At 62.4% G+C, this 22,637-nt stretch carries 20 protein-coding genes; 9 read left to right on the forward strand and 11 right to left on the reverse strand.

Annotation, left to right across the window (positions count from 1 at the left end):
* Positions 1-130 precede the first annotated feature (130 nt).
* Together algB and BLS27_RS07995 are read left to right on the forward strand one after the other, a co-directional pair.
* Positions 131-1,477 carry a sigma-54-dependent response regulator transcription factor AlgB gene (gene algB / locus BLS27_RS07990; RefSeq protein ID WP_090344072.1) on the forward strand — a complete coding sequence of 449 codons (1,347 nt, stop codon included), beginning with the start codon at positions 131-133 and terminating at the stop codon, positions 1,475-1,477.
* The gene (locus BLS27_RS07995) at positions 1,474-3,252 is read left to right on the forward strand and encodes a KinB sensor domain-containing domain (RefSeq protein ID WP_043207737.1); all 1,779 of its coding nucleotides are present in this window, start codon (positions 1,474-1,476) and stop codon (positions 3,250-3,252) included. The genes algB and BLS27_RS07995 overlap by 4 nt, the downstream gene beginning before the upstream one ends.
* Positions 3,253-3,368: 116 nt before the next feature.
* On the opposite strand, the gene BLS27_RS08000 is transcribed toward BLS27_RS07995, so the two are convergent.
* From BLS27_RS08000 to BLS27_RS08035, 8 genes are all read right to left on the reverse strand, one after another.
* Positions 3,369-4,970, reverse strand: a complete 1,602-nt coding sequence (locus tag BLS27_RS08000; RefSeq protein WP_043207735.1) for an EAL domain-containing protein — start codon at positions 4,968-4,970, stop codon at positions 3,369-3,371.
* A gap of 101 nt (positions 4,971-5,071) precedes the next feature.
* Positions 5,072-5,848 (reverse strand): N-acetylmuramoyl-L-alanine amidase, encoded by a 777-nt coding sequence (locus tag BLS27_RS08005; protein WP_090344074.1) that lies wholly within the window; start codon positions 5,846-5,848, stop codon positions 5,072-5,074.
* An 81-nt stretch (positions 5,849-5,929) separates the two neighbouring features.
* Positions 5,930-6,325, reverse strand: a complete 396-nt coding sequence (locus BLS27_RS08010; RefSeq protein WP_052352394.1) for a hypothetical protein — start codon at positions 6,323-6,325, stop codon at positions 5,930-5,932.
* A gap of 96 nt (positions 6,326-6,421) precedes the next feature.
* Complete coding sequence (locus BLS27_RS08015; protein WP_090344076.1) at positions 6,422-8,392, reverse strand: GGDEF domain-containing protein; 1,971 nt, start codon at positions 8,390-8,392, stop codon at positions 6,422-6,424.
* A gap of 28 nt (positions 8,393-8,420) precedes the next feature.
* Entirely contained in the window at positions 8,421-9,275 is an 855-nt protein-coding gene (locus BLS27_RS08020) for an endonuclease/exonuclease/phosphatase family protein (RefSeq protein ID WP_043207730.1), read from the reverse strand.
* A gap of 12 nt (positions 9,276-9,287) precedes the next feature.
* On the reverse strand, positions 9,288-9,920 hold the full coding sequence (gene dsbA / locus BLS27_RS08025; protein WP_043207728.1) for a thiol:disulfide interchange protein DsbA: 633 nt from the start codon (positions 9,918-9,920) through the stop codon (positions 9,288-9,290).
* Between the two features lie 186 nt (positions 9,921-10,106).
* Positions 10,107-10,724, reverse strand: coding sequence for a c-type cytochrome (locus BLS27_RS08030; RefSeq protein ID WP_043207726.1), 618 nt, complete (start codon positions 10,722-10,724; stop codon positions 10,107-10,109).
* 31 nt (positions 10,725-10,755) lie between these two features.
* Positions 10,756-11,058 carry a c-type cytochrome gene (locus tag BLS27_RS08035; protein WP_043207724.1) on the reverse strand — a complete coding sequence of 101 codons (303 nt, stop codon included), beginning with the start codon at positions 11,056-11,058 and terminating at the stop codon, positions 10,756-10,758.
* Between the two features lie 208 nt (positions 11,059-11,266).
* Here BLS27_RS08035 and yihA point away from each other — a divergent pair, with 208 nt between their 5' ends.
* A complete protein-coding gene (gene yihA / locus BLS27_RS08040) occupies positions 11,267-11,896 on the forward strand; it encodes a ribosome biogenesis GTP-binding protein YihA/YsxC (protein WP_070575832.1) in 630 nt (209 codons plus the stop codon).
* A 378-nt stretch (positions 11,897-12,274) separates the two neighbouring features.
* Here the strand turns inward: yihA and polA are convergent, their stop codons facing one another.
* The gene (gene polA, locus BLS27_RS08045) at positions 12,275-15,040 is read right to left on the reverse strand and encodes a DNA polymerase I (protein WP_043207722.1); all 2,766 of its coding nucleotides are present in this window, start codon (positions 15,038-15,040) and stop codon (positions 12,275-12,277) included.
* A gap of 75 nt (positions 15,041-15,115) precedes the next feature.
* Here polA and BLS27_RS08050 point away from each other — a divergent pair, with 75 nt between their 5' ends.
* Positions 15,116-15,403 carry a DUF2782 domain-containing protein gene (locus BLS27_RS08050; protein ID WP_043207720.1) on the forward strand — a complete coding sequence of 96 codons (288 nt, stop codon included), beginning with the start codon at positions 15,116-15,118 and terminating at the stop codon, positions 15,401-15,403.
* A gap of 69 nt (positions 15,404-15,472) precedes the next feature.
* Entirely contained in the window at positions 15,473-16,423 is a 951-nt protein-coding gene (locus tag BLS27_RS08055) for a homoserine kinase (protein ID WP_043207718.1), read from the forward strand.
* A gap of 112 nt (positions 16,424-16,535) precedes the next feature.
* Here the strand turns inward: BLS27_RS08055 and BLS27_RS08060 are convergent, their stop codons facing one another.
* Positions 16,536-17,441 carry a zinc ABC transporter substrate-binding protein gene (locus BLS27_RS08060; RefSeq protein ID WP_090344078.1) on the reverse strand — a complete coding sequence of 302 codons (906 nt, stop codon included), beginning with the start codon at positions 17,439-17,441 and terminating at the stop codon, positions 16,536-16,538.
* A 66-nt stretch (positions 17,442-17,507) separates the two neighbouring features.
* Between BLS27_RS08060 and zur the strand changes: the two genes are divergently transcribed.
* The 4 genes from zur to BLS27_RS08080 all read left to right on the forward strand — a co-directional run bounded on the left by zur (position 17,508) and on the right by BLS27_RS08080 (position 20,375).
* Positions 17,508-17,993: a zinc uptake transcriptional repressor Zur gene (gene zur / locus BLS27_RS08065; RefSeq protein ID WP_043207713.1), complete on the forward strand. Its 486-nt coding sequence runs from the start codon at positions 17,508-17,510 to the stop codon at positions 17,991-17,993.
* Positions 17,990-18,763, forward strand: coding sequence for a zinc ABC transporter ATP-binding protein ZnuC (znuC, locus tag BLS27_RS08070; RefSeq protein WP_043207710.1), 774 nt, complete (start codon positions 17,990-17,992; stop codon positions 18,761-18,763). Before zur ends, znuC begins: the two co-directional genes overlap by 4 nt.
* A complete protein-coding gene (gene znuB / locus BLS27_RS08075) occupies positions 18,756-19,538 on the forward strand; it encodes a zinc ABC transporter permease subunit ZnuB (RefSeq protein WP_043207707.1) in 783 nt (260 codons plus the stop codon). Before znuC ends, znuB begins: the two co-directional genes overlap by 8 nt.
* Before the next feature lie 129 nt (positions 19,539-19,667).
* Entirely contained in the window at positions 19,668-20,375 is a 708-nt protein-coding gene (locus BLS27_RS08080; RefSeq protein WP_043207705.1) for a PA5502 family lipoprotein, read from the forward strand.
* Between the two features lie 81 nt (positions 20,376-20,456).
* On the opposite strand, the gene katE is transcribed toward BLS27_RS08080, so the two are convergent.
* A complete protein-coding gene (gene katE / locus BLS27_RS08085) occupies positions 20,457-22,616 on the reverse strand; it encodes a catalase HPII (protein ID WP_090344080.1) in 2,160 nt (719 codons plus the stop codon).
* Positions 22,617-22,637 lie beyond the last annotated feature (21 nt).

Raw genomic sequence — 22,637 nt, forward strand, 5'->3', positions numbered from 1 at the left:
CCTGGCAGGGCCAGGAGGCAAGAAAGGCTATTGGCTAGCATGCAAAGGGCGGATTCCTTCAGAATTGACCATGCAACTTGCCCGATTTTTCCGACACTAATTGAGATCAATCCCGAAGGAGCGCAGGAAAATGGAATCAGCCCAGGACAACCAAGGCCGCATTCTGCTGGTGGATGACGAATCCGCGATCCTGCGAACCTTCCGTTATTGCCTGGAAGATGAAGGCTACAGCGTCGCCACGGCCAGCAGCGCCGCCCAGGCTGAAGCGTTGTTGCAACGCCAGGTGTTCGACTTGTGCTTTCTCGATCTACGCCTAGGCGAAGACAACGGCCTCGATGTCCTGGCGCAGATGCGCATTCAGGCACCGTGGATGCGCGTGGTCATCGTCACTGCCCATTCAGCGGTCGACACGGCGGTGGACGCAATCCAGGCCGGCGCTGCCGATTATCTGGTCAAACCCTGCAGCCCTGACCAACTGCGCCTGGCCACCGCCAAGCAGCTGGAGGTCCGTCAGTTGTCCGCCCGCCTGGAAGCGCTCGAAGGCGAGGTGCGCAAACCCAAGGACGGCCTGGACTCCCACAGCCCGGCCATGATGGCGGTGCTGGAAACTGCCCGGCAGGTGGCAAGCACCGATGCCAACATTCTGATCCTGGGTGAGTCCGGTACCGGTAAAGGTGAACTGGCCCGCGCCATCCATGGCTGGAGCAAGCGAATGCGCAAGGCCTGCGTGACCATCAATTGCCCCTCGCTCAATGCCGAATTGATGGAAAGCGAGTTGTTCGGCCACACCCGCGGCGCCTTCACCGGGGCCAGCGAGAGCACCCTCGGCCGCGTCAGCCAGGCGGACGGCGGGACGTTGTTTCTCGATGAAATCGGCGACTTCCCTCTGAACCTGCAGCCCAAGCTGCTGCGGTTCATCCAGGACAAGGAGTACGAGCGGGTTGGCGATCCTGTCACCCGCCGCGCCGATGTACGTATCCTCGCGGCGACCAACCTCAACCTCGAAGAAATGGTTCGTGAAAGTCGCTTCCGCGAGGACTTGCTGTACCGCCTCAACGTCATCACCCTGCACCTGCCCCCGCTGCGTGAACGCAGCGAAGACATCCTCATGCTCGCCGAGCGCTTCCTGGCCCGCTTCGTCAAGGAATATGCCCGGCCCGCGCGAGTGTTCAGCGACGAGGCCCGCACGGCACTGCTCAACTACCGCTGGCCGGGCAACATCCGCGAACTGCGCAACGTAGTGGAGAGGGCGAGCATCATCTGTCCGCAGGAGCGCGTGGAAGTCAGCCATCTGGGCATGGCCGAGCCTCCCACCAGCAACGCACCACGCATCGGCGCCGCCCTGAGCCTGGACGAGCTAGAGCGCGCCCACATCGGCGCGGTGCTGGCGGCCAGCGATACCCTGGACCAAGCGGCCAAGACGCTGGGGATCGACGCCTCGACTCTGTACCGCAAACGCAAGCAGTACAACCTATGAAGTGGCCCATGAAGCTGCGCACGCGGCTTTTCCTGAGCATCTCGGCCCTGGTCACGGTCGCCTTGCTCGGCCTGCTGCTCGGGCTGGTCAGTGTGATGCAGATGGCTACAGTGCAACAGCGATTGGTGGGGGACACCACCCATACGCTGGAGATCGCCCTCAAGCTACGACAGAACCTTGGAGAGCAGTTGAAGCTCATCCTCGATGCGGACACCGACCCACGCAATCTGGTGACCCTGCAGGAAGACTTCCAATCCCTGCTCAACCAAGGCCTTGCCGAAGGCGGCGAGCGCACCGCCTTCAGCAAGGCCAGCAGCAATTACCAAGCCTTTCTCCAGGCCTACCGCGAAAGCGCGGCGCCCGCGCGCAGCATGGACACCGAGCAACCTTTGGGCGCCGCCTTCAATCAGGTCCGTACCGACCTGATCGATTCCCACAAGCAGGCCCTGGAGCGCATCACACGCAGCGAAGAACAAGCGCGCGACCGCGCCCTGCTGATCAGCGGCGTGCTCGGCTTGATGGGACTGTTGGTAGTGGTGCTCGGGTTCGTCACAGCGCACAACATCGCTCGCCGTTTCGGCCAACCCATCGAGGCCCTGGCCAAGGCCGCCGATCAGGTCGGCCAAGGCAATTTCGACGTCACCTTGCCAGTCACCCAGGCTACCGAGCTCAACCAGCTCACCCGGCGCTTCGGGTTGATGGCCGATGCCCTGCGCAAACACCAGGCCACCAACATCGATGAACTGCTGGCCGGCCAGCAGCGCCTGCAGGCCGTGCTCGACAGCATCGACGATGGTCTGCTGATCATCGACCGCCAAGGCCGCCTTGAACATTTGAACCCTGTGGCGCAACGCCAGTTGGGTTGGGACACCAGTCGAGTTGGAACGGGCCTTGCCGAAGCATTACAGCGCCCGGAGCTCGAGCCACAACTGCATCAGGTCTTGCGCGGCGGTAGCCTGGACCGACCGCCGGACGACCTGAGCATCGAGGTGGACGACGAAACCCGTCTGCTGACCTACAGCTTGACGCCGGTCAGCCACCCACAAGGGCCGATCCTTGGAGCCGTAATGGTGCTGCACGACGTCACCGAGCAGCGAGCGTTCGAGCGGGTGCGCAGTGAATTCGTCCTGCGGGCCTCCCACGAGCTGCGTACGCCGGTGACCGGCATGCACATGGCGTTTGGCCTGTTGCGAGAACGGGTGACGTTTCCACCCCAAGCGCGGGAGAACGACCTGTTGGACACCATCGGCGAGGAGATGCAGCGCCTGACCCAACTGATCAACGACCTGCTCAACTTTTCCCGCTACCAGAGCGGCCTGCAAAAGCTGGAGCTTTCGCCCTGCAGCATCGAAGAGCTACTCGAGCGTGCCCATTCACGCTTTGCCGAGCAGGCCGCGCAGAAGAATATCGAGCTGTTCATAGACGTCGAGCCCCCTCTACCACGCATCCCGGCAGACGCCGCGCAGCTGGACCGGGTGCTGGACAATCTGTTGCACAACGCGCTCCGTCATACCGCCAACGATGGGCGCATCCGGCTGCATGCGCGGCGGCATGCCGAACGAGTGATCATCGGGGTGGAGGACAACGGCGAAGGCATCGCCTATGGCCAGCAAGCCCGGATCTTCGAGCCCTTCGTCCAGGTCGGGCGCAAGAAAGGCGGAGCCGGTTTGGGCCTGGCGTTGTGCAAGGAGATCGTCCAGCTGCATGGCGGGCGGATGGGTGTGTATTCCCGTCCAGGGCAGGGGACGCAGTTCTACATGACCTTGCCCGTGTAGAACCTCCACCGCGGGCTGTGTGCTTCGCGAGTAACCTGCGCCCAGAGGATCCAGGCCGTTCTCGACAGCACCATTGAACTTGTAAGAGTGGGTTCACCCACAACCTTCGCCGCCGGCTATTTGCCTTTGCGCCGCTGACGGGTCACCAGTTCGGTGAACTGCCGGGCACTGAGCGGATGGGCAAACAGCCAGCCTTGCCCATAATTGACACCTTCGCTATTGAGTAACTCCGCCTGGTCCTCGCATTCGATCCCTTCGGCAATCACTCGCAGGTGCAGGGAGTGGGCCATGCGAATGATGTGCGGCGCCACGCCGCTGCTCGCAGCGTCATGCCCCAGCGCATCGATGAAAGCCTTGTCGATTTTCAGGCAGTCGACCGGGAGTGTCTGTAGGTAAGCCAGGCTGCAATAGCCTGTGCCAAAGTCGTCGATTAGGACCTGATGCCCCACCGCGCGCAAGGCCTGTAAATTGTCACGCGCCACCACCACATCGATCAGGCCCCGCTCGGTCACCTCGAAGGCGATCTGGCTGGCCGCCACCCGGTGATGCGCCAGCAATCGGGCCGCCACCCTTCCGATGCGGGGCACCATCACGTCACAGGCCGCCAGATTCACTGAGATGTACAGCGAAGGATTGGCCCGCAACAATTGGCCCAACTGCTCCAGCACCCGTTGCAACACGAAGTCCGTGATCTGGCGGATCTGCCCAGTGTTTTCAGCCAACGGGATGAACAGATCGGGACTGGTCAGCGAGCCATCCGGTCTGAGCCAGCGCACCAAGGCCTCAGCACCGACGCAACGGCGACTGTCGAGCTCGAAAATCGGCTGATAAAGCACCTGCAGCTCGCCCCGACGCAAGGCGTTCTGCAGCTCCGAACTCATCGAGCGCCGTTGCAGAATCAACTGCAGCACCAGCCAGCCGACGCAACAGGCCAATACCAGGCTGCCCGGAAACAGCAGCCAGAGCATCCCGTTCATCTTCAGAGGCAGGCCCGCCCGAGGCGCGATCAACACCAACTGGTAGTCGGGCGAGTTGGTCGGCATGTGATAGAGCAACCAGTCGTTCTTCTCCAGCAACGACTGGTTCGGTGGCGGCGGCCATTCCACTGTCGGCGGAGGCCAGCGCTGGGGCGGGCCGAGCACGGGGATCGCCCGGGTACCATGGTCGAGCACGACCAGCACGCTGCCACCCGGCGGCAAGTCGACCACATCGGAAAGATGACCCCGCGAGGTAGATACCAGGAACTTGCCGCGCCCCAGCATCAAGGCGGCCAGGTTCTCGTTCGGCTCGGTGCTGGTGTTGAGCCAATAGCTGTAGGTGGGCCCCTGGATGTCCGGAGCACGAAGGGGTTCGAGGGTGCTCTCGGCGCCACGGCTGGAGCAGACTACCGCGCCGTCCACATAGGCGGCCTCATAGATGAATCGCGAACTCAAGCCGATCTGCTGCAAGGCCGCAACCATCGCCGCATCACAACCGCGCAGAGGTTGCGCCTGCAATTGGTCCACGCCTTCGCGCAACTGGCCGAAGATCTGTTCAAGGCGCTCCAGGAAACGCTCGCCCCGGGCGTTCATCTGGGCGCTTTCGTTTTGTTTCATCTGCTGCAGCGCGACACCAAAGCTTCCTGCGAGCAGCACGATTGCGCTGGAAAATGCGGCCAGCCCAGCCAGCATCCAGGGACGGTGGAAAATTTGACGCAGTGTCGCAAGGAAGGCTGACATCACAGGCATCCGGTTGATTACCAAGAGGTATAGCAACTCTGCGAGAAGTCAGCCTGCCCGTTTGGCGTATGACACCATCAGAAAGGTTTCGTTACCGTTACTCAGCGCGAGCGATTCAAGACTTGCAGCATCGCGGCGGTCTGTGCATCCGGCATGCCGTCGAAGCGCTGAGGACGGAAGCGCATCTGGAAGGCCGCGATCACATGGCGAGTGGCAACATCCAGCTCGCCGGTCTGCTCGATCGCATAACCGAATCGCGCCAGTTGCTGCTGATACCAGCTGATGGTCGGAGGATTGACGCTGAAATATGCCTGTTGTCGTGCAACGGCATTTGCGTCTGGCCAAACGCCAAGGCCGGCATCGGCGAGACGTTTCCACGGGAACAGTGGGCCTGGATCAAGCTTGCGCAGCGGCGCGATATCACTGTGGCCGATGATGTGCCGTGGCTCGATGTGATTGCGCTTGACGATATCCTTGAGCAACGCGATCAAGGCCTGGATCTGAGCCTCGCTGTAGGGGTGCCAGACGCGCCCGTTGGGTGTGTCGGTGTAGCCTGGGTTGACGATCTCGATGCCGATAGAGCTGGAGTTGAGCCAAGTACGCCCTTGCCATTGGCTGTCGCCGGCATGCCAGGCCCGGCGGTCTTCATCAACCAGTTGATAAACGGTGGCTGGCCCATCGCCGACCAGGTAATGGCTGCTGACCTCGCCATGGGTCAGCAAGGCCAAGGAGCGCTCCAGGGATGCGTTGGTGTAATGCAGGACGATGAACTGGATACGGCTGTCGTGGTTGACGGAAGGATGGTTACGGTCGATCCGCAGGCCGGTGGAGCAGCCAGCCACCATCAACAACATCAGCCCGGCAAAAAGCGTTTTCATGGGAGAGGGCACGTCAGTAAAGTAATCGGCAACAGCGCTACAGTATAACGTGCACTTCTCACTACAGCTCGAGAAACGCAATCACCGCGTGCACATCAAAAGAAACTCCAGGTCGTTGTCGCCACTGGGTCCTTTCTTGTCGACCAGCTGAGTCATCACGTCGACCTTTTCTGCCGAAGGCTTGCCCGTTACCTTGGCTTGTCCATGCAGCTGGCGATCGTAACTGCTGGCATCGATGGCAGAGACTGTGCAAAAGCCCGGGTCCTGCCGCACAACCTGCTTGTTCAACTTCAGCTTGTACAAGCTGAAGTAGTTGGGCTGGGGCTGATGGGTGATGTCGGAGATCCATTTCGGGGACTGCCGCAACAGCGTGCCATCCGCCGCCACATGAGCGGTAAACACATGTTCTTTGGCCATTGCGGTCGTCTGCACGGCCAGCACCATGGCAAACACGGCCAATCCGTTGAGTGCTTTCATCTGCTATTTCCTGTTCGATCAAGGGGCCGAAACCTGTCCATCAGGTTTCCGGTCGACCATTGTCAGCACCAGGGTCGCAGTGAATGCGGTAAATAATTATGCCTGCTCCACGCGATTGCGGCCCTGATCCTTGGCTCGGTACAGCGCGTCGTCCGCGCGCTTGAGAACCTGGTCGCCTCGCTCGCCAGAGCGGAAAGCGCTCAGGCCGATAGAGGTGGTGATCACCACCCGCTCGCCCTTGAAGTGGAACGGGCAGGCCTCGACGGCCGCTCGCAAGGTCTCGGCCAGCTTGAGGCCGACAGCAGGCAAGGTCTGCGGCAGCAGCACGACAAACTCCTCGCCGCCAAACCGGGCGATGAAATCCTGCCCTCGCAGACGCTTGCGCAACTGGTCGGCGACGATCTTGAGGACCTTGTCGCCAGCCAGGTGACCATAGTTGTCGTTGATCCGCTTGAAGTGGTCCAGGTCGAGAATAGCCATCAGCAGATGCCCGCCGTGGGCCTGCCAGTGCTGGACCTCCCGCTCGACGCGCTCCGACCAGGCCGCACGATTGGGCAGCCCCGTGAGGGGGTCGAGCAGGGCTTTCTGGCGCTGTTCCTCCAGGTGTTCGCGATAACCGAGGGCTTCCTGCTCCATGTTCGCCACTCGATCGGCCAGGCCCTTCAAGCGGTCCGCCAGCTCCTGCTCACGACGATCGCGCTCATGCTGGTGCTCATCCATGGTGTTCAGCAAGCCTTCGAGGCGGTTCTCCAGGATGAGCTTGAGGCTGTCCACGTCCGCGGCGCCCTGCACACTGCTTTGCAGGCCATCGACCTGCTCACGCAACTGGTTGTCCAGTTCACGCGCGGCGCAGCTGTTGTCGGCATGCCCGGCACTGGCCTCTTGCAGGTGGCTCTGGAAGGTTTCCAGGCGCCCGTTGAGCTGTTGCAGGTAGGCTTCGAATTCATGCTGGCCGCTATCGGTGATGGCCAGCATAAGCACGGCCAAGTCATCGAGCACCGGAATCAGCTCGTACCAGTTCAACCCACGCGATACCCGCTCGCGCATGGCCAACGCCTGTGCCTTATGGCGCTCCGGTAGGCTCAGGTCGTCGAGCAGGCCGATCAGCGTCTGCTCGATATGCGCCGCGACGGTGCTGTAGGGGGGTTCCACAGCGTCAGGGAGGGCATACGGGCCTTCTGCTTCCAATGTGCTTTGCACATGAGCAAGCTCTTGCTCCGCGACGACGGCAGACGCGTCGGCAGGCTCGATTTCAATGGGTGACGACGAAACCGCCTCAGGGCTTTCAGGCAGCGGCAGGGTTTCCAGCGCTCCTTCGTGCGGGCGAGGCTCGTCGGTACCGCTCAGCTCAGCTACTTCGACGTCCGTTTCAGGGGGCAGCGCATCGTCATCGCGCTCAGCAGCCTGCCCAGGGTCTATCTGCGGTTGCGCCAAGGGATGCAGTTCATCCACATCGGCCAGCGCCGCAGGTTCGGCCAGCGTTTTTTCGAGGACCTCGGCAGGCCTGGCTTCAGCAAGCTGGGTGGCCGGCTCCAGGTCCGCCTCGCGGCCGCCGAACAGCCGCTGGAGGAATCCTGGTCGCGGTTCTTCATCGGGCCTTTGCAGCACGCTCAGGGCGCGACCCTGCAGGCCGCTCAGCTCACCCAGCAGCGGCGGCAGCTCTCGGGACTGGCTAACCCCACCATCGAGTTTCTTTGAAAGTTTCTTCAGGGGCCGGGCGATATCACCGGGCAAGGGCAAGCGCTGCAGTTGCTCGACCAGTGAGGTCAGGGCTTCGCTGACCTGCGTCATGCGGGTCTCGCGGCGCTGCTCGGAGTCCAGCACGGCTTTTTCCAAGCGTGGCAACAGGCCCGCAAGCCCCGCGTCCATGTTGTCGCTGCGAATGACCTCGCGCATTTCCTTCATGCACTGGTCGACTGTCTTGTCGCTGCCCTCGGCCGCCAAGGTGCTGCGCACCAGGCCGCGACGCAGCAGATCGAGACGAGCTTCCCAACGGCGCTCCAGCTTCTCTTGCTGTTCGATGCTTTTGAGGTACTTCTCTTTCCAGCGCTCGCCTTCGTCTGTCATGCCTGGATCCGCAAACCGGTGATAGCAATCAGCCCAAAGCCGGCAGCGTATCCACAGTCAGTGCATCAGGCAAACGAATCTCGACGGCAACCGGAAGGTGGTCGGAAATTGGCTGGGCCAGCACCTCGACCCGTTCCAGGGTCAGGCTCGGGCTGAGCAGGATGTGATCCAGGCAGCGCTGGGGGCGCCAGCTGGGAAAGGTGGCCTCGACCTGCGGCGCGATGAGGCCCAGATCGCGAAGGGGCGAATGCTCGAGCAGGTCATTGGCATGAGTGTTCATGTCGCCCATGAGCACCTGATGGCGGTAGCCGCCGATCAACTCGCGGACATACGCCAATTGCCGGGCCCGTGTCTTGGCGCCGAGCGCCAGGTGCATCATCACCACGATCAGGGCGTCTTCGCCTTCGCCAAAACGTACCAGGATCGCACCTCGACCGGCTGGGCCAGGCAGGGGGTGATCTTCGAGATGCTGTGGCTTGAGGCGGCTGAGCACGCCGTTGCTGTGCTGGGCGAAACGCCCGAGGTTGCGGTTGAGCTGCTGGTACCAGTACGGAAATGCCCCGAGCTGGGCCAGATGTTCGACCTGATTGATGTAACCCGAGCGCAGGCTGCCGCCATCGGCTTCCTGCAAGGCCACCAGATCGAAGTCACCGAGCAGTTCGCCGATCCGCTGCAGGTTGCCGGCCCGCCCATTGTGCGGCAACAGGTGCTGCCAGCTGCGGGTCAGGTAGTGCCGATAGCGCTCGGTGCTGATACCGACCTGGATATTGAAGCTGAGCAGGCGCAATCGCCCATCCGCCGGCAAGCCTGATGCCTGCAGGTGATGCTCGTTGACCTGCGGTTGCCGCAGGCCAACCAGGCGTGTGGAGCGAAAGCGGCTCATGGGCAACGCCGCTTATTTAGCGGCGCGCTCCTTGGCGATCAGCTGGTCGGCGACATCCAGCACGCCTTCCGGCCCGCCGGCGGTACCCAGGTCGAAGCGGTACTTGCCGTTGACGACCATGCTCGGCACGCCAGTGATTTCGTACTTCTTCGCCAGGTCCTTGGCCTGCTGCACCTGGCCCTTGATGGCGAACGAGTTGAAGGTGGCGAGGAACTTGTCTTTATCCACGCCCTGGGTGGCGAGGAAGTCGGCCATTTCTTCAGGCTTGGTCAGGCGCATGCGCTTGTTCTGGATGGCATCGAAGACCGCGGCATGGACGTTGTGCTCGACGCCCATGGCCTCGAGGGTCAGGAACATCTGACCGTGGGCATCCCAGGGGCCGCCGAACATGGCGGGCACGCGCTTGAAATTGACGTCGGCCGGCAGTTTCTCAGCCCATGGATTGATGGTCGGTTCGAAGTGGTAGCAGTGCGGGCAGCCGTACCAGAACAATTCGACGACTTCGATCTTGCCCGGGACGGAAACAGGAACGGGGTTGCTCAGCTCGAAATACTGCTGACCTTCGACAGGCTCCGCGGCCTGTACGGCGGTCACTCCGAATACGCTGGCGGCGACCAGCGCAGCGCTGAGAATCAGTTTACGCATGCTTTACTCCTGAGCAGTCATTGGTCGCCTCGACGCGACCGGTAGCTAAGACCGGTCGGGAAGGGCTCGGGTTCTGTAGTGTAACGGCTATGGACAGAAAAAAGGGCGGTCCAGGCCGCCCTTTCATCTTTGCCAGGCAGCATTAACCGAACGTTAATGCGCAGGGCCTGCGAGGGCCTACAGGGTTCAGTGCAAGCCCTGGATGTAACTGGCCAAGGCCTCGATGTCCTTGTTGCTCAGCTTGCCTGCGATCGAACGCATGGTCATGGCATCACCGTCATTGGTGCGGTTGCCTTCGCGGAAGTCGGTGAGCTGCTTGGCCACGTACTGGGCGTGCTGGCCCCCCAAGTGCGGGAAGCCCGCCAGGGCGATGCCTGCGCCATTGGGCGAATGGCAACCGGTGCAGGCCGGCATGCCTTTCTCCAGGTCGCCACCGTTGAACAGCGCGCGGCCTCGCTCGACCAGCTTGGGATCAGCCGCACCGACACTGCCCTTCTGGCTTGAGAAGTAGGCGGCGATATCGGCCAGGTCCTGATCGTTGAAGTTGGTCAGCATGCCGGTCATCTCCAGCACGGTACGCTTGCCGGACTTGATATCGTGCAGCTGTTTTTCGAGATAGCGCTGGCCTTGGCCGGCAAGTTTGGGGAAGTTCGGCGCCAGGCTGTTGCCGTCAGGGTTGTGGCAGGCTCCACAGACGGCTGTCTTGGCCTGACCGGCAGCAGCATCGCCTTTGATGGGTTCCGCAGCATTGGCCGCACCTGCGACACCCATGGTCAACAGCAGACTCACGAATAGTTTGTTCATCAGCTAATCCAACACGGCTAGGGGTGAAATGTTATGTATCGGGACTGTCGCTCATCCAGAGGATGACAGACCGGTAGTCCTCGGTACTGCAGTCCATGCACAATCCACGCGGCGGCATAGCCTTGAAACCCTGGGTAACATGCGCCACCAATACGTCCATACCTTGCGCAAGCCTCGGATTCCACGCTGCCCGATCACCCCGCTGGGGGGCCTGTGGCAACTGCCCGGCATGACAGGCCGCACACGTGCGGTTGTACAACGCCTCGGGATCCTGTGTAGCCTGAGCGCTTAAAAACGGCAGGAACATACCGACAGCAAGCAGCCATTTCGCCATGCGCAACGACCTTTCAGGGTTGGGGGCCGCGCTGCGTTCTAATGCGCGAGCTATTGTTCGACACCCCATGCACATCATCCTACGCCGGGATAATGCGCACACAAAAACTGGGGCATTATATACTTCCGCCATCCAAACGGAAACGACACAGCTTGCCGCGCCCGGCGCCTGAATGGCTGGCCTTGGCAACACCCATATCGGATATCCCATGCAAGTCAAAAACCCCATCCTCGGCCTCTGCCAGAAAGCCAAATTCGCCCTTAGCGCCGCCAAGGTCGAACAATGCCCTCAAGACCAGGGTTACGAGGTGGCTTTCGCCGGTCGTTCCAACGCCGGCAAATCCAGCGCCCTCAATACCCTGACCCATGCCAGCCTGGCGCGTACCTCCAAGACCCCCGGGCGCACCCAACTGTTGAATTTCTTCAGTCTGGACGATGAACGGCGTTTGGTCGACCTGCCAGGCTACGGATATGCAAAAGTCCCGATCCCACTCAAGCAGCACTGGCAGCATCACTTGGAAGCCTACCTAGGCAGCCGTGAGTGCCTGCGCGGAGTGATCCTGCTGATGGATGTGCGTCACCCGATGACCGATTTCGACAAGATGATGCTCGACTGGTCCAAGGCCAGCGCCATGCCAATGCACATCCTGCTCACCAAGGCCGACAAGCTCACCTTTGGCGCGGCCAAGAACACGCTGCTCAAGGTGCAGTCGGAAATCCGCAAGGGCTGGGGCGATGGGGTGACCATCCAGTTGTTCTCGGCCCCCAAGCGCCTCGGGCTCGAGGAAGCCTACGGCGTGTTGGCCGAGTGGATGGAGCTGGAAGACAAGCCCGCCTGAGGACAAGGCCGTGTCCGGTGGGAGCGTACGCTTGATACCCGATGGCGGGTAAAGCCGCTCCCACAGCGCCAGGCGCAAGTCGGTCGCCAAATTCCAGGCAAAAAAAACCCCGGACTTCGTATGGGGAGGGGGAAGTTCGGGGTTCAAGTCCGGACCGCTAGGGCGGGGTCCGGGTATCTGCCAACACTTAACACAACATAGGAGCATCGAAAGGCTTCACCAGCCATTCAGTTACTCTGAGTCCCGCTTCACCGGTTTAGTTCCAAGGCCCTGAAAACTATTTGCGATAGTTTCATGAAACCTCAGAACCGCCAGCGCTGAACCGACAGTGGATCCACGACTCTCGCCACACATCCTATCCTGCTTGCCCTGCTCGATTCAGTGAGCTTCGTCCCAATTCGAGCCAATGCCCACTTCCACCAGCAGCGGCACATCCAGCTGCGCGGCATTGCTCATGTAGGGACGGATCTGCTCCCGTACCTGTTCGACCAAGTCCTCACGCACCTCCAGCACCAGTTCATCGTGGACCTGCAGGATCACACGTGCATCCAGGCCGCTATCGGTCAGCCAGTTATCCACAGCCACCATGGCGCGCTTGATGATGTCCGCCGCGGTGCCCTGCATCGGCGCGTTGATCGCGGTGCGCTCGGCCCCCTTGCGCAGCGCCGGGTTCTTCGCGTTGATGTCCGGCAAATACAGGCGGCGACCGAACAAGGTTTCGACGAAGCCCTGCTCGGCGGCCTGGGCGCGAGTGCGCTCCATGTAAGCCAATACGCCAGGGTAGCGGGCGAAATAGCGGTCGATATAGTCCTGGGACTGCTTGCGATCGACACCGATCTGCTTGGCCAGGCCAAAAGCGCTCATGCCGTAGATCAGGCCAAAGTTGATGGCCTTGGCACTTCGGCGCTGGTCGTTGGTGACTTGCTCCAGCGGCACGCCGAAAACCTCCGCGGCGGTAGCCCGGTGCACGTCCAGGTCGTTGCGGAAGGCATGCAGCAGCCCTTCGTCCTTGGCCAGATGGGCCATGATGCGCAGTTCGATCTGTGAATAGTCGGCCGCCAGCAGCTTGTAGCCGGGGCTGGCGACGAACGCCTGACGAATCCGCCGGCCTTCGGCAGTGCGCACCGGAATGTTCTGCAGGTTCGGGTCGCTGGACGACAGGCGCCCGGTGGCGGCCACAGCCTGCTGGTAGGAGGTGTGGATCCGGCCGGTGCGCGGGTTGATCTGCTCTGGCAGCTTGTCGGTATAGGTGCTCTTGAGCTTGCTCAGGGAACGGTATTCCATCAGTACCGTAGGCAGTGGGTAATCCTGCTCGGCCAGTTCAGCCAGCACCGCTTCGGCCGTGGAGGGCTGGCCCTTGGCGGTCTTGCTCAGCACCGGCATGCCCAGCTTGTCGTAGAGAATCACACCCAACTGCTTGGGCGAGCCCAGGTTGAATTCCTCGCCTGCAAGCGCGAAGGCTTCACGCTCGAGCTCGGCCATCTTCACGCCCAGCTCACCGCTCTGCACCTTGAGCAGCTCGGCATCGACCAATGCCCCTTGGCGTTCGATCTTGGCCAGCACCGGCACCAGAGGCATCTCGATGTCCATCAAAACCGGCTGCACGCTGGGGGTCTTGGCCAGACGCTCCTGCAGGGCGTGGTGCAGGCGCAGGGTGATATCGGCGTCCTCGGCCGCGTAAGGGCCGGCCTTTTCCAGCGGGATCTGGTTGAAGGTCAGCTGCTTTGCGCCTTTACCGGCGATGTCCTCGAACGCGATGGTGCTGTGATCCAGGTACTTGAGCGCCAGGCTGTCCATGTCGTGGCGGGTGGCGGTCGAATCCAGCACGTAGGATTCGAGCATGGTGTCGTAGGTCACGCCGCGCATCTGGATGCCCTGCGCCGGGTCGCCGCCCAAGGCACAGTTGGCCAGGATATTGATATCGTACTTGGCGTTCTGACCGATCTTGCCCTTGGCCGGGTCTTCCAGCAGCGGCTTGAGCGCCAACAATACGCTGTCGCGGTCCAGTTGCGTCGGAGCGCCCTCGTAGTCATGGGCCAGCGGCACATAGGCAGCCTCATGCGGCTCGACCGCGAACGACAGGCCGACCAGCTTCGCCTGCTGTGCGTCCAGGCTGGTGGTCTCGGTGTCGAAGGCGAACAACGGCGCCTGGCGCAGCTTGTCGAGCCAGACGTCGAAGCGCGCCTGGTCGAGAATGGTTTCGTACTTGGGCTCGATCTTGGCCTGCGACGCAGGGGGCGGTGCGACCACGTCACCGACCTGGGCCGCATCGCGCTGAACCTCGGCGATCCAGCTCTTGAACTCCATCTCGGTATAGAGCGCCAGCAATGCGTCACGGTCCGGCTCGCCGCACACCAGCGCCTCGACTTCGATGTCCAGCGGCACATCGACCTTGATGGTCGCCAACTCGTAGGACAGGAACGCCGCCTCGCGGTGCTCCTCGAGCTTGGCCGGCAGGCCCTTGGCGCCACGAATCGGCAGCCCCGGTACCTTGTCGAGATTGGCGTACAAGTCGCTCAGGCCGCCACCGATACCCGTCAGCAAGCCGACCGCGGTCTTTTCGCCAACCCCCGGCACACCGGGGATGTTATCGACCTTGTCGCCCATCAGCGCGAGGAAGTCGATGATGTGCTCGGGACCGACACCGAATTTCTCGTGCACGCCAGCGACGTCCAGCACGCTACCGGTCATGGTATTGACCAGCGTAATGTGCCCGTCCACCAATTGCGCCATGTCCTTGTCGCCGGTCGAGATGATCACTGGCCGATTCAAGGCCGCGCTGCTGCGCGCCAGGGTGCCGATGACATCGTCGGCTTCGACACCTTCGACACACAGCAGGGGATAGCCCAAGGCCCTGACGCTGGCATGCAGCGGCTCGATCTGCACCCGCAGATCATCAGGCATGCTCGGGCGATTGGCCTTGTATTCGGCGAACATGGCATCGCGGAACGTGCCTCCCTTGGCGTCGAAGACCACCGCGAAGAGGCTGTCCGGATACTGCTTGCGCAGGCTCTTGAGCATGTTCAGCACACCCTTGACCGCACCCGTGGGCATGCCCTTTGAGGTGGTCAGCGGCGGCAGCGCATGAAAGGCGCGGTAGAGGTAGGAGGAACCGTCCACCAGGACGAGGGGCGCTTGGCTCATGAGGAGAATCAACCTTTTCGGCAGGTCCGGCGCTAGAATAGCGGGAACAATTGACGACAAAGGGACAAGGTTATCATGCGTACACTCAATCGCCTGTTACTGCTCGGTCTGTTGGCCACCATGCCAGTCGTCACCCTGGCGGCGGAAGACGCCCCATCGGCAGATCCCGATGTAACCATTCGCACGGAAGGCGACAAAACCATCCAGGAGTACCGGCAGAACGGTTTCCTGTATGCGATCAAGGTGACGCCCAAGCACGGCAAGCCTTATTTCCTGGTACGCGCCGATGGCTCCGAAGGTAACTTCATTCGATCCGACCAGCCGGACATGCTGATTCCGTCCTGGAAGATCTTCGAGTGGTAATCTGAGGCGTATCGTTCACATCAACCAGGCACTTCCGGGTGGAAGTGCCCGCATGGGCTTCTTTTCATCATGTCAGTCTTCACCCCTGTGACCCGGCCTGAGCTGGAAACCTTTCTGGCGCCGTATGAGCTGGGCCGCTTGCTCGACTTCCAGGGCATCGCCGCCGGCACCGAGAACAGCAATTTCTTCGTCAGCCTGGAGCAGGGGGAATTCGTCCTGACGCTGATCGAGCGCGGGCCAGCCGAGGACATGCCGTTCTTCATCGAATTGCTCGATGTGCTGCACGATGCCGACATGCCAGTGCCCTACGCCCTGCGCGACCGCGACGGCAATGCCCTGCGCGAACTGTGCGGCAAGCCCGCGCTGCTGCAGCCACGGCTGTCGGGCAAGCACATCAAGGCGCCGAACAACCAGCACTGCGCCCAGGTCGGCGAGTTGCTGGCGCATATCCACCTGGCCACCCGCGAGCACATCATCGAGCGTCGCACCGACCGCGGCCTGATCTGGATGCTCGAGGCCGGGGCCGAGCTGATGCCAGGCCTGGATACCGGGCAGGGCCAGATGCTGCAGGCTGCGCTGAACGAGATCGACGCGCACAAAGCGCAGATCCTGGCCTTGCCACGGGCCAACCTGCACGCCGACCTGTTCCGCGACAATGTGATGTTCGAAGGCACACACCTGACCGGCGTGATCGACTTCTACAACGCCTGTTCGGGGCCGATGCTGTATGACATCGCCATCACCGTGAACGACTGGTGCCTGGATGAAGCCGGAGGCATCGATGTGCCACGCGCCCAAGCGCTGCTGGCCGCCTATGCTGCACTGCGTCCGTTCACCGCTGCCGAAGCCGAGTTGTGGCCGGTCATGCTGCGCGTGGCATGCGTGCGGTTCTGGCTGTCGCGCCTGATCGCGGCCCAGGCGTTTGCCGGAATGGACGTGATGATCCACGACCCGAGCGAGTTCGAGGTGCGCCTGGCGCACCGTCAGCAAGTGGCACTGGGCCTGCCGTTCGCCCTCTGACCTCGTCTGCTTCTTCGCGGGCTAGCCCGCTCCCAACAGCATCAGCGCCAGCCTTGAAAGGTGGCGCTATCCCTGTAGGAGCGGGTTTTCCCGCGAAAACGCCTCCATCGATTCACAGCTGCTCCAGGCACCCCGTCAGCTCATTGCCCAGCTTCTCCAGCAACCGCTCATAGCCTTTGGCATCCACAGGATCGTTCCCTCCCAAGGCATCGAGCTCGGCCAGACGCACCGGCAGACCAGCCGTCAGTGTTTCGGCCAAGCGCGGGCGCAGTGGCGGCTCACTGAACACACAGGTCTTGCCCACTTCCTGCAGGCGTTTGCGCATGGCCGCGACATGCTGCGCGCCCGGCTGTACCTCGGCGGCCACATTGAACACACCGGTGTGCTTGAGGCCATATGCCGCCTCGAAGTAATCGAAAGCCTCATGGAACACGAAGTACGGCTTGCTTTCGACACCTGCTACCCGGGCCTTGATGCGCAGGTCCAAGGCATCCAGACGGTCGATGAAGGCCTTGAGGTTGGCCTGGTAACGAGCGGCATTCGTCGGATCGGTGGCGGCCAGGTCGCTGGCCATCTTCGCCGCGATCACCCGCGCGTTGGCCGACGACAGCCACAAGTGCGCATCCAGGCTGCCCGGGCGGTGGTCATGATCATGGTCATCGCCGTCATCCTCATGGGCATGGCTGTCCTCGCCAAAATGGCGCAGGTGCATGCCTTGGAGCGACTGCACCGCAACGCTAGGCTTGGTACGGCCGTTGATCACCCGGGGCAGGAAGCTTTCCATGTCCGGGCCGATCCAATACAAAAGGTCAGCATTGGCCACGCGCCGCACATCGGAAGGGCGCAAGGCATAGTTATGCGGCGAAGCGCCCGGCGGCAACAACACATCCGGGCTGCCAACGCCGTCCTGGACCGCCGCGGCGATCTGCTGCAATGGTTTGATACTGGTCAACACGCGCACCTCGGCGTGGGCCGAGAAGGCGATGAAAGCGACAAAAAGGGCAAGCAATCGGGACACGGTGAGTACTCGGCGGGCCAGAAAGAGGTAACATAATAACGTCTCTGTCCAGAACCGTCGCCGCCCATGTCCATCACGCCGCTGGCCAACCGTCCTCATGATCATTCCCACTGCGTGCACAGTGCACTGGCCGAGGCCGACGCCCTGTGCACACGCCAGGGCCTGCGCCTGACCGCCTTGCGCCGCCGGGTGCTGGAACTGGTCTGGCAGAGCCACAAGCCGCTGGGTGCCTACGACATCCTGGCCGTGCTGAGCGAACAGGACGGCCGCCGCGCTGCGCCGCCGACCGTGTACCGCGCCTTGGATTTTCTTTTGGAAAACGGCCTGGTCCACCGCATCGCCTCGCTCAATGCCTTCATCGGCTGCAGCCACCCCGAGCACGTGCATCAGGGCCAGTTCCTGATCTGCCGCGCCTGCCATGTGGCCATCGAGCTCGAACAGCAAAGCATCAGCGAGGCCATCATCACCAGCGCCAAGGGCGTAGGCTTCACCGTCGAAACGCAGACCGTCGAAGTGGTCGGCCTGTGCGGCAGCTGCCGGGGGCAGGCATGAGCGACGCGTTGATCCGCCTCGAACAGGTCGGCGTCACCTTTGCCGGCGAATCGGTGCTCGACAGCATCGACCTGTCGGTGGCACCTCGCCAGATTGTCACCCTCATCGGCCCCAACGGCGCCGGCAAGACCACGCTGGTGCGCGCCGTGCTCGGCCTGCTCAAACCGCACCGTGGCAAGGTCTGGCGCAAGCCTCGGCTGCGTATCGGCTACATGCCGCAAAAGATCCAGGTCGACCCCACCCTGCCGCTGTCGGTGCTGCGCTTCCTGCGCCTGGTACCGGGAGTGGACCGCGCCGCAGCGCTGGCGGCCTTGCAGGAAGTCGGCGCCGAACAGGTGATCGACAGCCCGATCCAGACCATCTCCGGCGGCGAGATGCAGCGTGTGCTGCTGGCTCGTGCGCTGCTACGCGAACCGGAGTTGCTGGTGCTCGATGAACCCGTGCAAGGCGTGGATGTGGCCGGCCAGGCCGAGCTGTACAGCTTGATAACCCGCCTGCGCGACCGCCACGGTTGCGGCGTGCTGATGGTCTCCCACGACCTGCACCTGGTCATGAGCACCACCGACCAGGTGGTGTGCCTGAACCGCCACGTGTGTTGTTCCGGGCATCCGGAGCAGGTCAGCGGCGATCCGGCGTTCGTCGAACTGTTCGGCCAGAACGCCCCGAGCCTGGCCATCTACCATCACCATCACGATCACCGCCACGACCTGCACGGCTCGGTGATCGCCCCTGGCGCCCACGTTCATGGAGAGCACTGCAAGCATGGCTGATTTTCTTCTCTACGCCCTGCTCGCAGGCTTGTCCCTGGCCCTGGTGGCCGGCCCCTTGGGATCGTTCGTCGTCTGGCGGCGCATGGCTTATTTCGGCGATACCCTGTCCCACGCGGCATTGCTTGGAGTCGCCCTGGGCCTGGCGCTGGATGTCAGCCCCGCCCTGGCGGTGACCGTCGGCTGCCTATTGCTGGCGATCCTGCTGGTCACCCTGCAACAACGCCAGCCGCTGGCCTCCGACACCCTGCTTGGCATCCTGGCACCGAGTACGTTGTCCCTGGGGCTGGTGGCATTGAGTTTCATGCACGACGTGCGCATCGACCTGATGGCCTACCTGTTTGGCGATCTGTTGGCCATCAGCCCCACCGACTTGGCCTGGATCCTGGGCGGCAGCGTCGTGGTCCTGCTGTTGCTCGCGGCCTTGTGGCGTCCGCTGCTGGCCGTGACCGTACATGAGGAACTGGCGATGGTCGAAGGCTTGCCGGTGGCGAGCCTGCGCCTGGCCTTGATGCTGTTGATTGCCGTGGTCATCGCCGTGGCCATGAAGATCGTCGGTGTACTGCTGATCACCTCGCTGCTGATCATTCCCGCCGCTGCGGCACAGCGTCACGCCCGCTCACCGGAGCAGATGGCCCTGGGCGCCAGCCTGTTAGGCGTGGTCGCCGTCTGTGGCGGGCTGGCGATGTCATGGTTCAAGGACACCCCGGCCGGCCCGTCGATCGTGGTGTGCGCCGCGGTGCTATTCTTGCTGAGCCTGGCGTTGCCCAAGCGCTGAAAATTTAAGGATGCGCGCAGGTGCATCCTGCAACCTTTTGTCAGGTAAAGGGTCTGTAAGACTTATTTTCGAGCGTGCGCACCAGGGTGTAGACTTGCTCGCTTTTTGCGCAAATAGAGAGTCGCAGGAATGAAGCCGTTCGCCTCCCGTTTTCTGCTTGTTGCCGTTTTTTCCCTGTTCTTGGCGGCCTGCTCCAGCACTCCGTCTGAACAGTCGAACGCGCCTGCCCAGACCGATGCCTGGCAAGCGCTGCAACAAAGCATTGCCAGCAATGAGCTGGCCACCGCTGAAGACCAGTTGGCCGCGTTGCAGGCACAATCGCCAGACGACGCACGCCTTGAGCAGTACCAACGCCAACTGGCCGAAGCCTACCTGCAGCGCAGCCAGATCGTGCTGCAGAAGGGCGACGTCAATGCTGCCGCGACCGCGCTGGCCCGTGCCCGCGCGCTGATGCCCCAGGCCCCGGCAGTCACGGGGGGCGACGCCGTGGCCCAGGCGCGCAAGGCCGAACTTGAAAAGGCCGAGGCCGCGCTCAAGGCCGCCGAGGCCAAGCCCAAGGCCCGCGTCATCGACCCCAGTGCGCCGAGCACCGTGGTGGCGCTCAAGACCACCGACATCCGCGCCATGCGCCGCCAGCTCGATGATATCGCCGCCGATGTGGTGAACTACCAGTGCGATGTGGTGTTTCAGGTGCCGCGCACCGACGATGCACCCTGGCTCAAGACCTTGCTCGACAAGCGCGTGCGCAAGCTCGATAGCGGTTTCGAGCTGAACCAGCGCCATGAAATCCAGCGCTCGCTGCCTGCGCAGGTAGTGCTGGTCCCACGTCAGCCCTGAGCATTGCGGGGCGCGCTGCGCCCCAATCGCAGGCATGGCCAGCTCCCGCACAGCGCGGGAACTGGCTAAACACAGCCTGGCCTACGCCGGGATTGCCTCGGCCACCGCCTCCCGCGCCCACACCCGATGTTGCTCCAGCGCTTTCACGAAGGCATCTACCGCCTGCTGATCATCCCCCAGCAGCAAGCCTGCATCCTCGTTCAAGCCCAAGGCATTGAGCAATGCCTTGCCCTCGCTGGCCATTCCCATGGGCTTGAGGTGCTTGTAGGCCTCAAGCAGATAATGCTTGGCCAAACCACTTTTCCCCAGCGCCTCCAGCGCCGCCTTGCCGGCCGGCACCCACAATCCATCGATCATTACCGATGGCATCCCCTCCATGGAGGCATCCACAGCCAACGCCTTGCCCTCGGCAGTCGTCACCGGCGCCGACGTCGGCCCCAGAACAAGCACGCGTGCGCTTTGGGCCTCGAAAGCCTTCACCAGCCGATCGACACTGGCGCCTTCCACCCCATCGGCCACCAACAAGGCAATCTTGCGTCCCTTGATGCCCACACTGCCGGGGTGGTTCATCTGGCTCAGCGCCGGTGATTGCGCTGGCGTCGATCCCTTGACCTGCACCGTTGCGGCCTTGGGCGCCGGCAAGCCGAGGTTGGTCGCCACGGCTGCGGCGAGGTCCAAGTCGATGTTGGCCAGGATCTCGTTCACCTCCCGCACCCGGATCGCCTCGCGCTCGACCTTGCCCAGCTCGAAGCTGTAAGCCTTGATGATGTGCTGCTGCTCGGTCGGGCTCATGCTCTGGAAGAACAACCGCGCCTGGGAGAAATGGTCGCTGAAAGAGTCGCTACGCTGACGGATCTTGTGCCCGTCGATGCGCTCCTGATAACTCTCGAAGCCACCGCCATGGGGTGCTGGCGGCGTTTCCTTGGGCCAACCGCCATCGATGGAATTGGGCTCATAGGAGGCACGCCCCTTGTCGATGGTCATGCGGTGCATGGCATCACGCTGGCTGCTGTGGTTGGGTACGATCGGCCGGTTGATCGGAATTTCATGGAAGTTCGGCCCGCCCAGGCGGCTGAGCTGGGTATCGGTGTAGGAGAACAGACGCCCCTGCAGCAACGGGTCGTTGGTGAAGTCGATTCCCGGCACGATATGCCCGGGACAGAAGGCGATCTGCTCGACTTCAGCGAAGAAGTTGTCCGGATTGCGGTTGAGCACCATCTTGCCCAGCGGCGTCACGGGCACCAGTTCTTCGGGAATGATCTTGGTCGGGTCGAGCAGGTCGAAGTCAAAATTGTGCTCGTCTGCCTCCGGCACGATCTGCACGCCCAGCTCCCACTCGGGATAATCACCGGTCTCGATCGCCTCCCACAGGTCGCGGCGATGGAAGTCCGGGTCCTTGCCGCCAAGTTTCTGCGCCTCGTCCCAGAGCACCGAGTGCACGCCCTGGCGCGGCTTCCAGTGGAACTTCACGAATGTGGCCTCGCCCTGGGCATTGATCAGGCGGAAGGTGTGTACGCCAAAGCCTTCCATCATGCGCAGGCTGCGCGGAATGGCCCGATCGGACATCGCCCACATGACCATGTGCGCCGATTCCGGTACCAGTGAGACGAAATCCCAGAAGGTGTCGTGAGCCGACGCCCCGGTGGGAACTTCGTTGTGCGGTTCGGGTTTCACCGCATGGACGAAATCCGGGAACTTGATCGCATCCTGGATGAAGAACACCGGCATGTTGTTCCCCACCAGGTCGAAGTTGCCCTCGTCGGTGTAGAACTTGACGGCAAAGCCGCGCACGTCGCGCACGGTGTCACCCGAGCCGCGCGGGCCCTGCACAGTGGAAAACCGCACGAACACAGGCGTGATTTTCTGCGGATCCTGCAGGAAGCCTGCCTTGGTCAACTGCTCGTGGCAGCCATAGCTCTGGAAGTAGCCATGAGCACCGGTGCCACGGGCATGGACGATGCGCTCGGGGATCCGCTCATGGTCGAAGTGAGTGATCTTCTCGCGCATGATGAAGTCTTCGAGCAGCGAAGGCCCACGCACGCCGGCCTTGAGGGTGTTCTGGTTGTCGGCAATCTTCACACCTTGATTGGTGCGCAGGGCCTGGCCGGTGGCATCGCTGCGCACGCTTTCCAGGCTTTGCACCTTGGCGTTGGTGTTGGCCCGGTCAGGCGTGTGGGTTCCGGCCAGCTGGCTGTCCCTGGGCGAATCCGGAGTCTTTGGCATGTCGGTTCTCCTCGTCATGGCTTTCAGGCGCCCCGTTCG

Origin of the sequence: Pseudomonas guariconensis (assembly GCF_900102675.1) — a bacterium.
Classification (GTDB): domain Bacteria; phylum Pseudomonadota; class Gammaproteobacteria; order Pseudomonadales; family Pseudomonadaceae; genus Aquipseudomonas; species Aquipseudomonas guariconensis.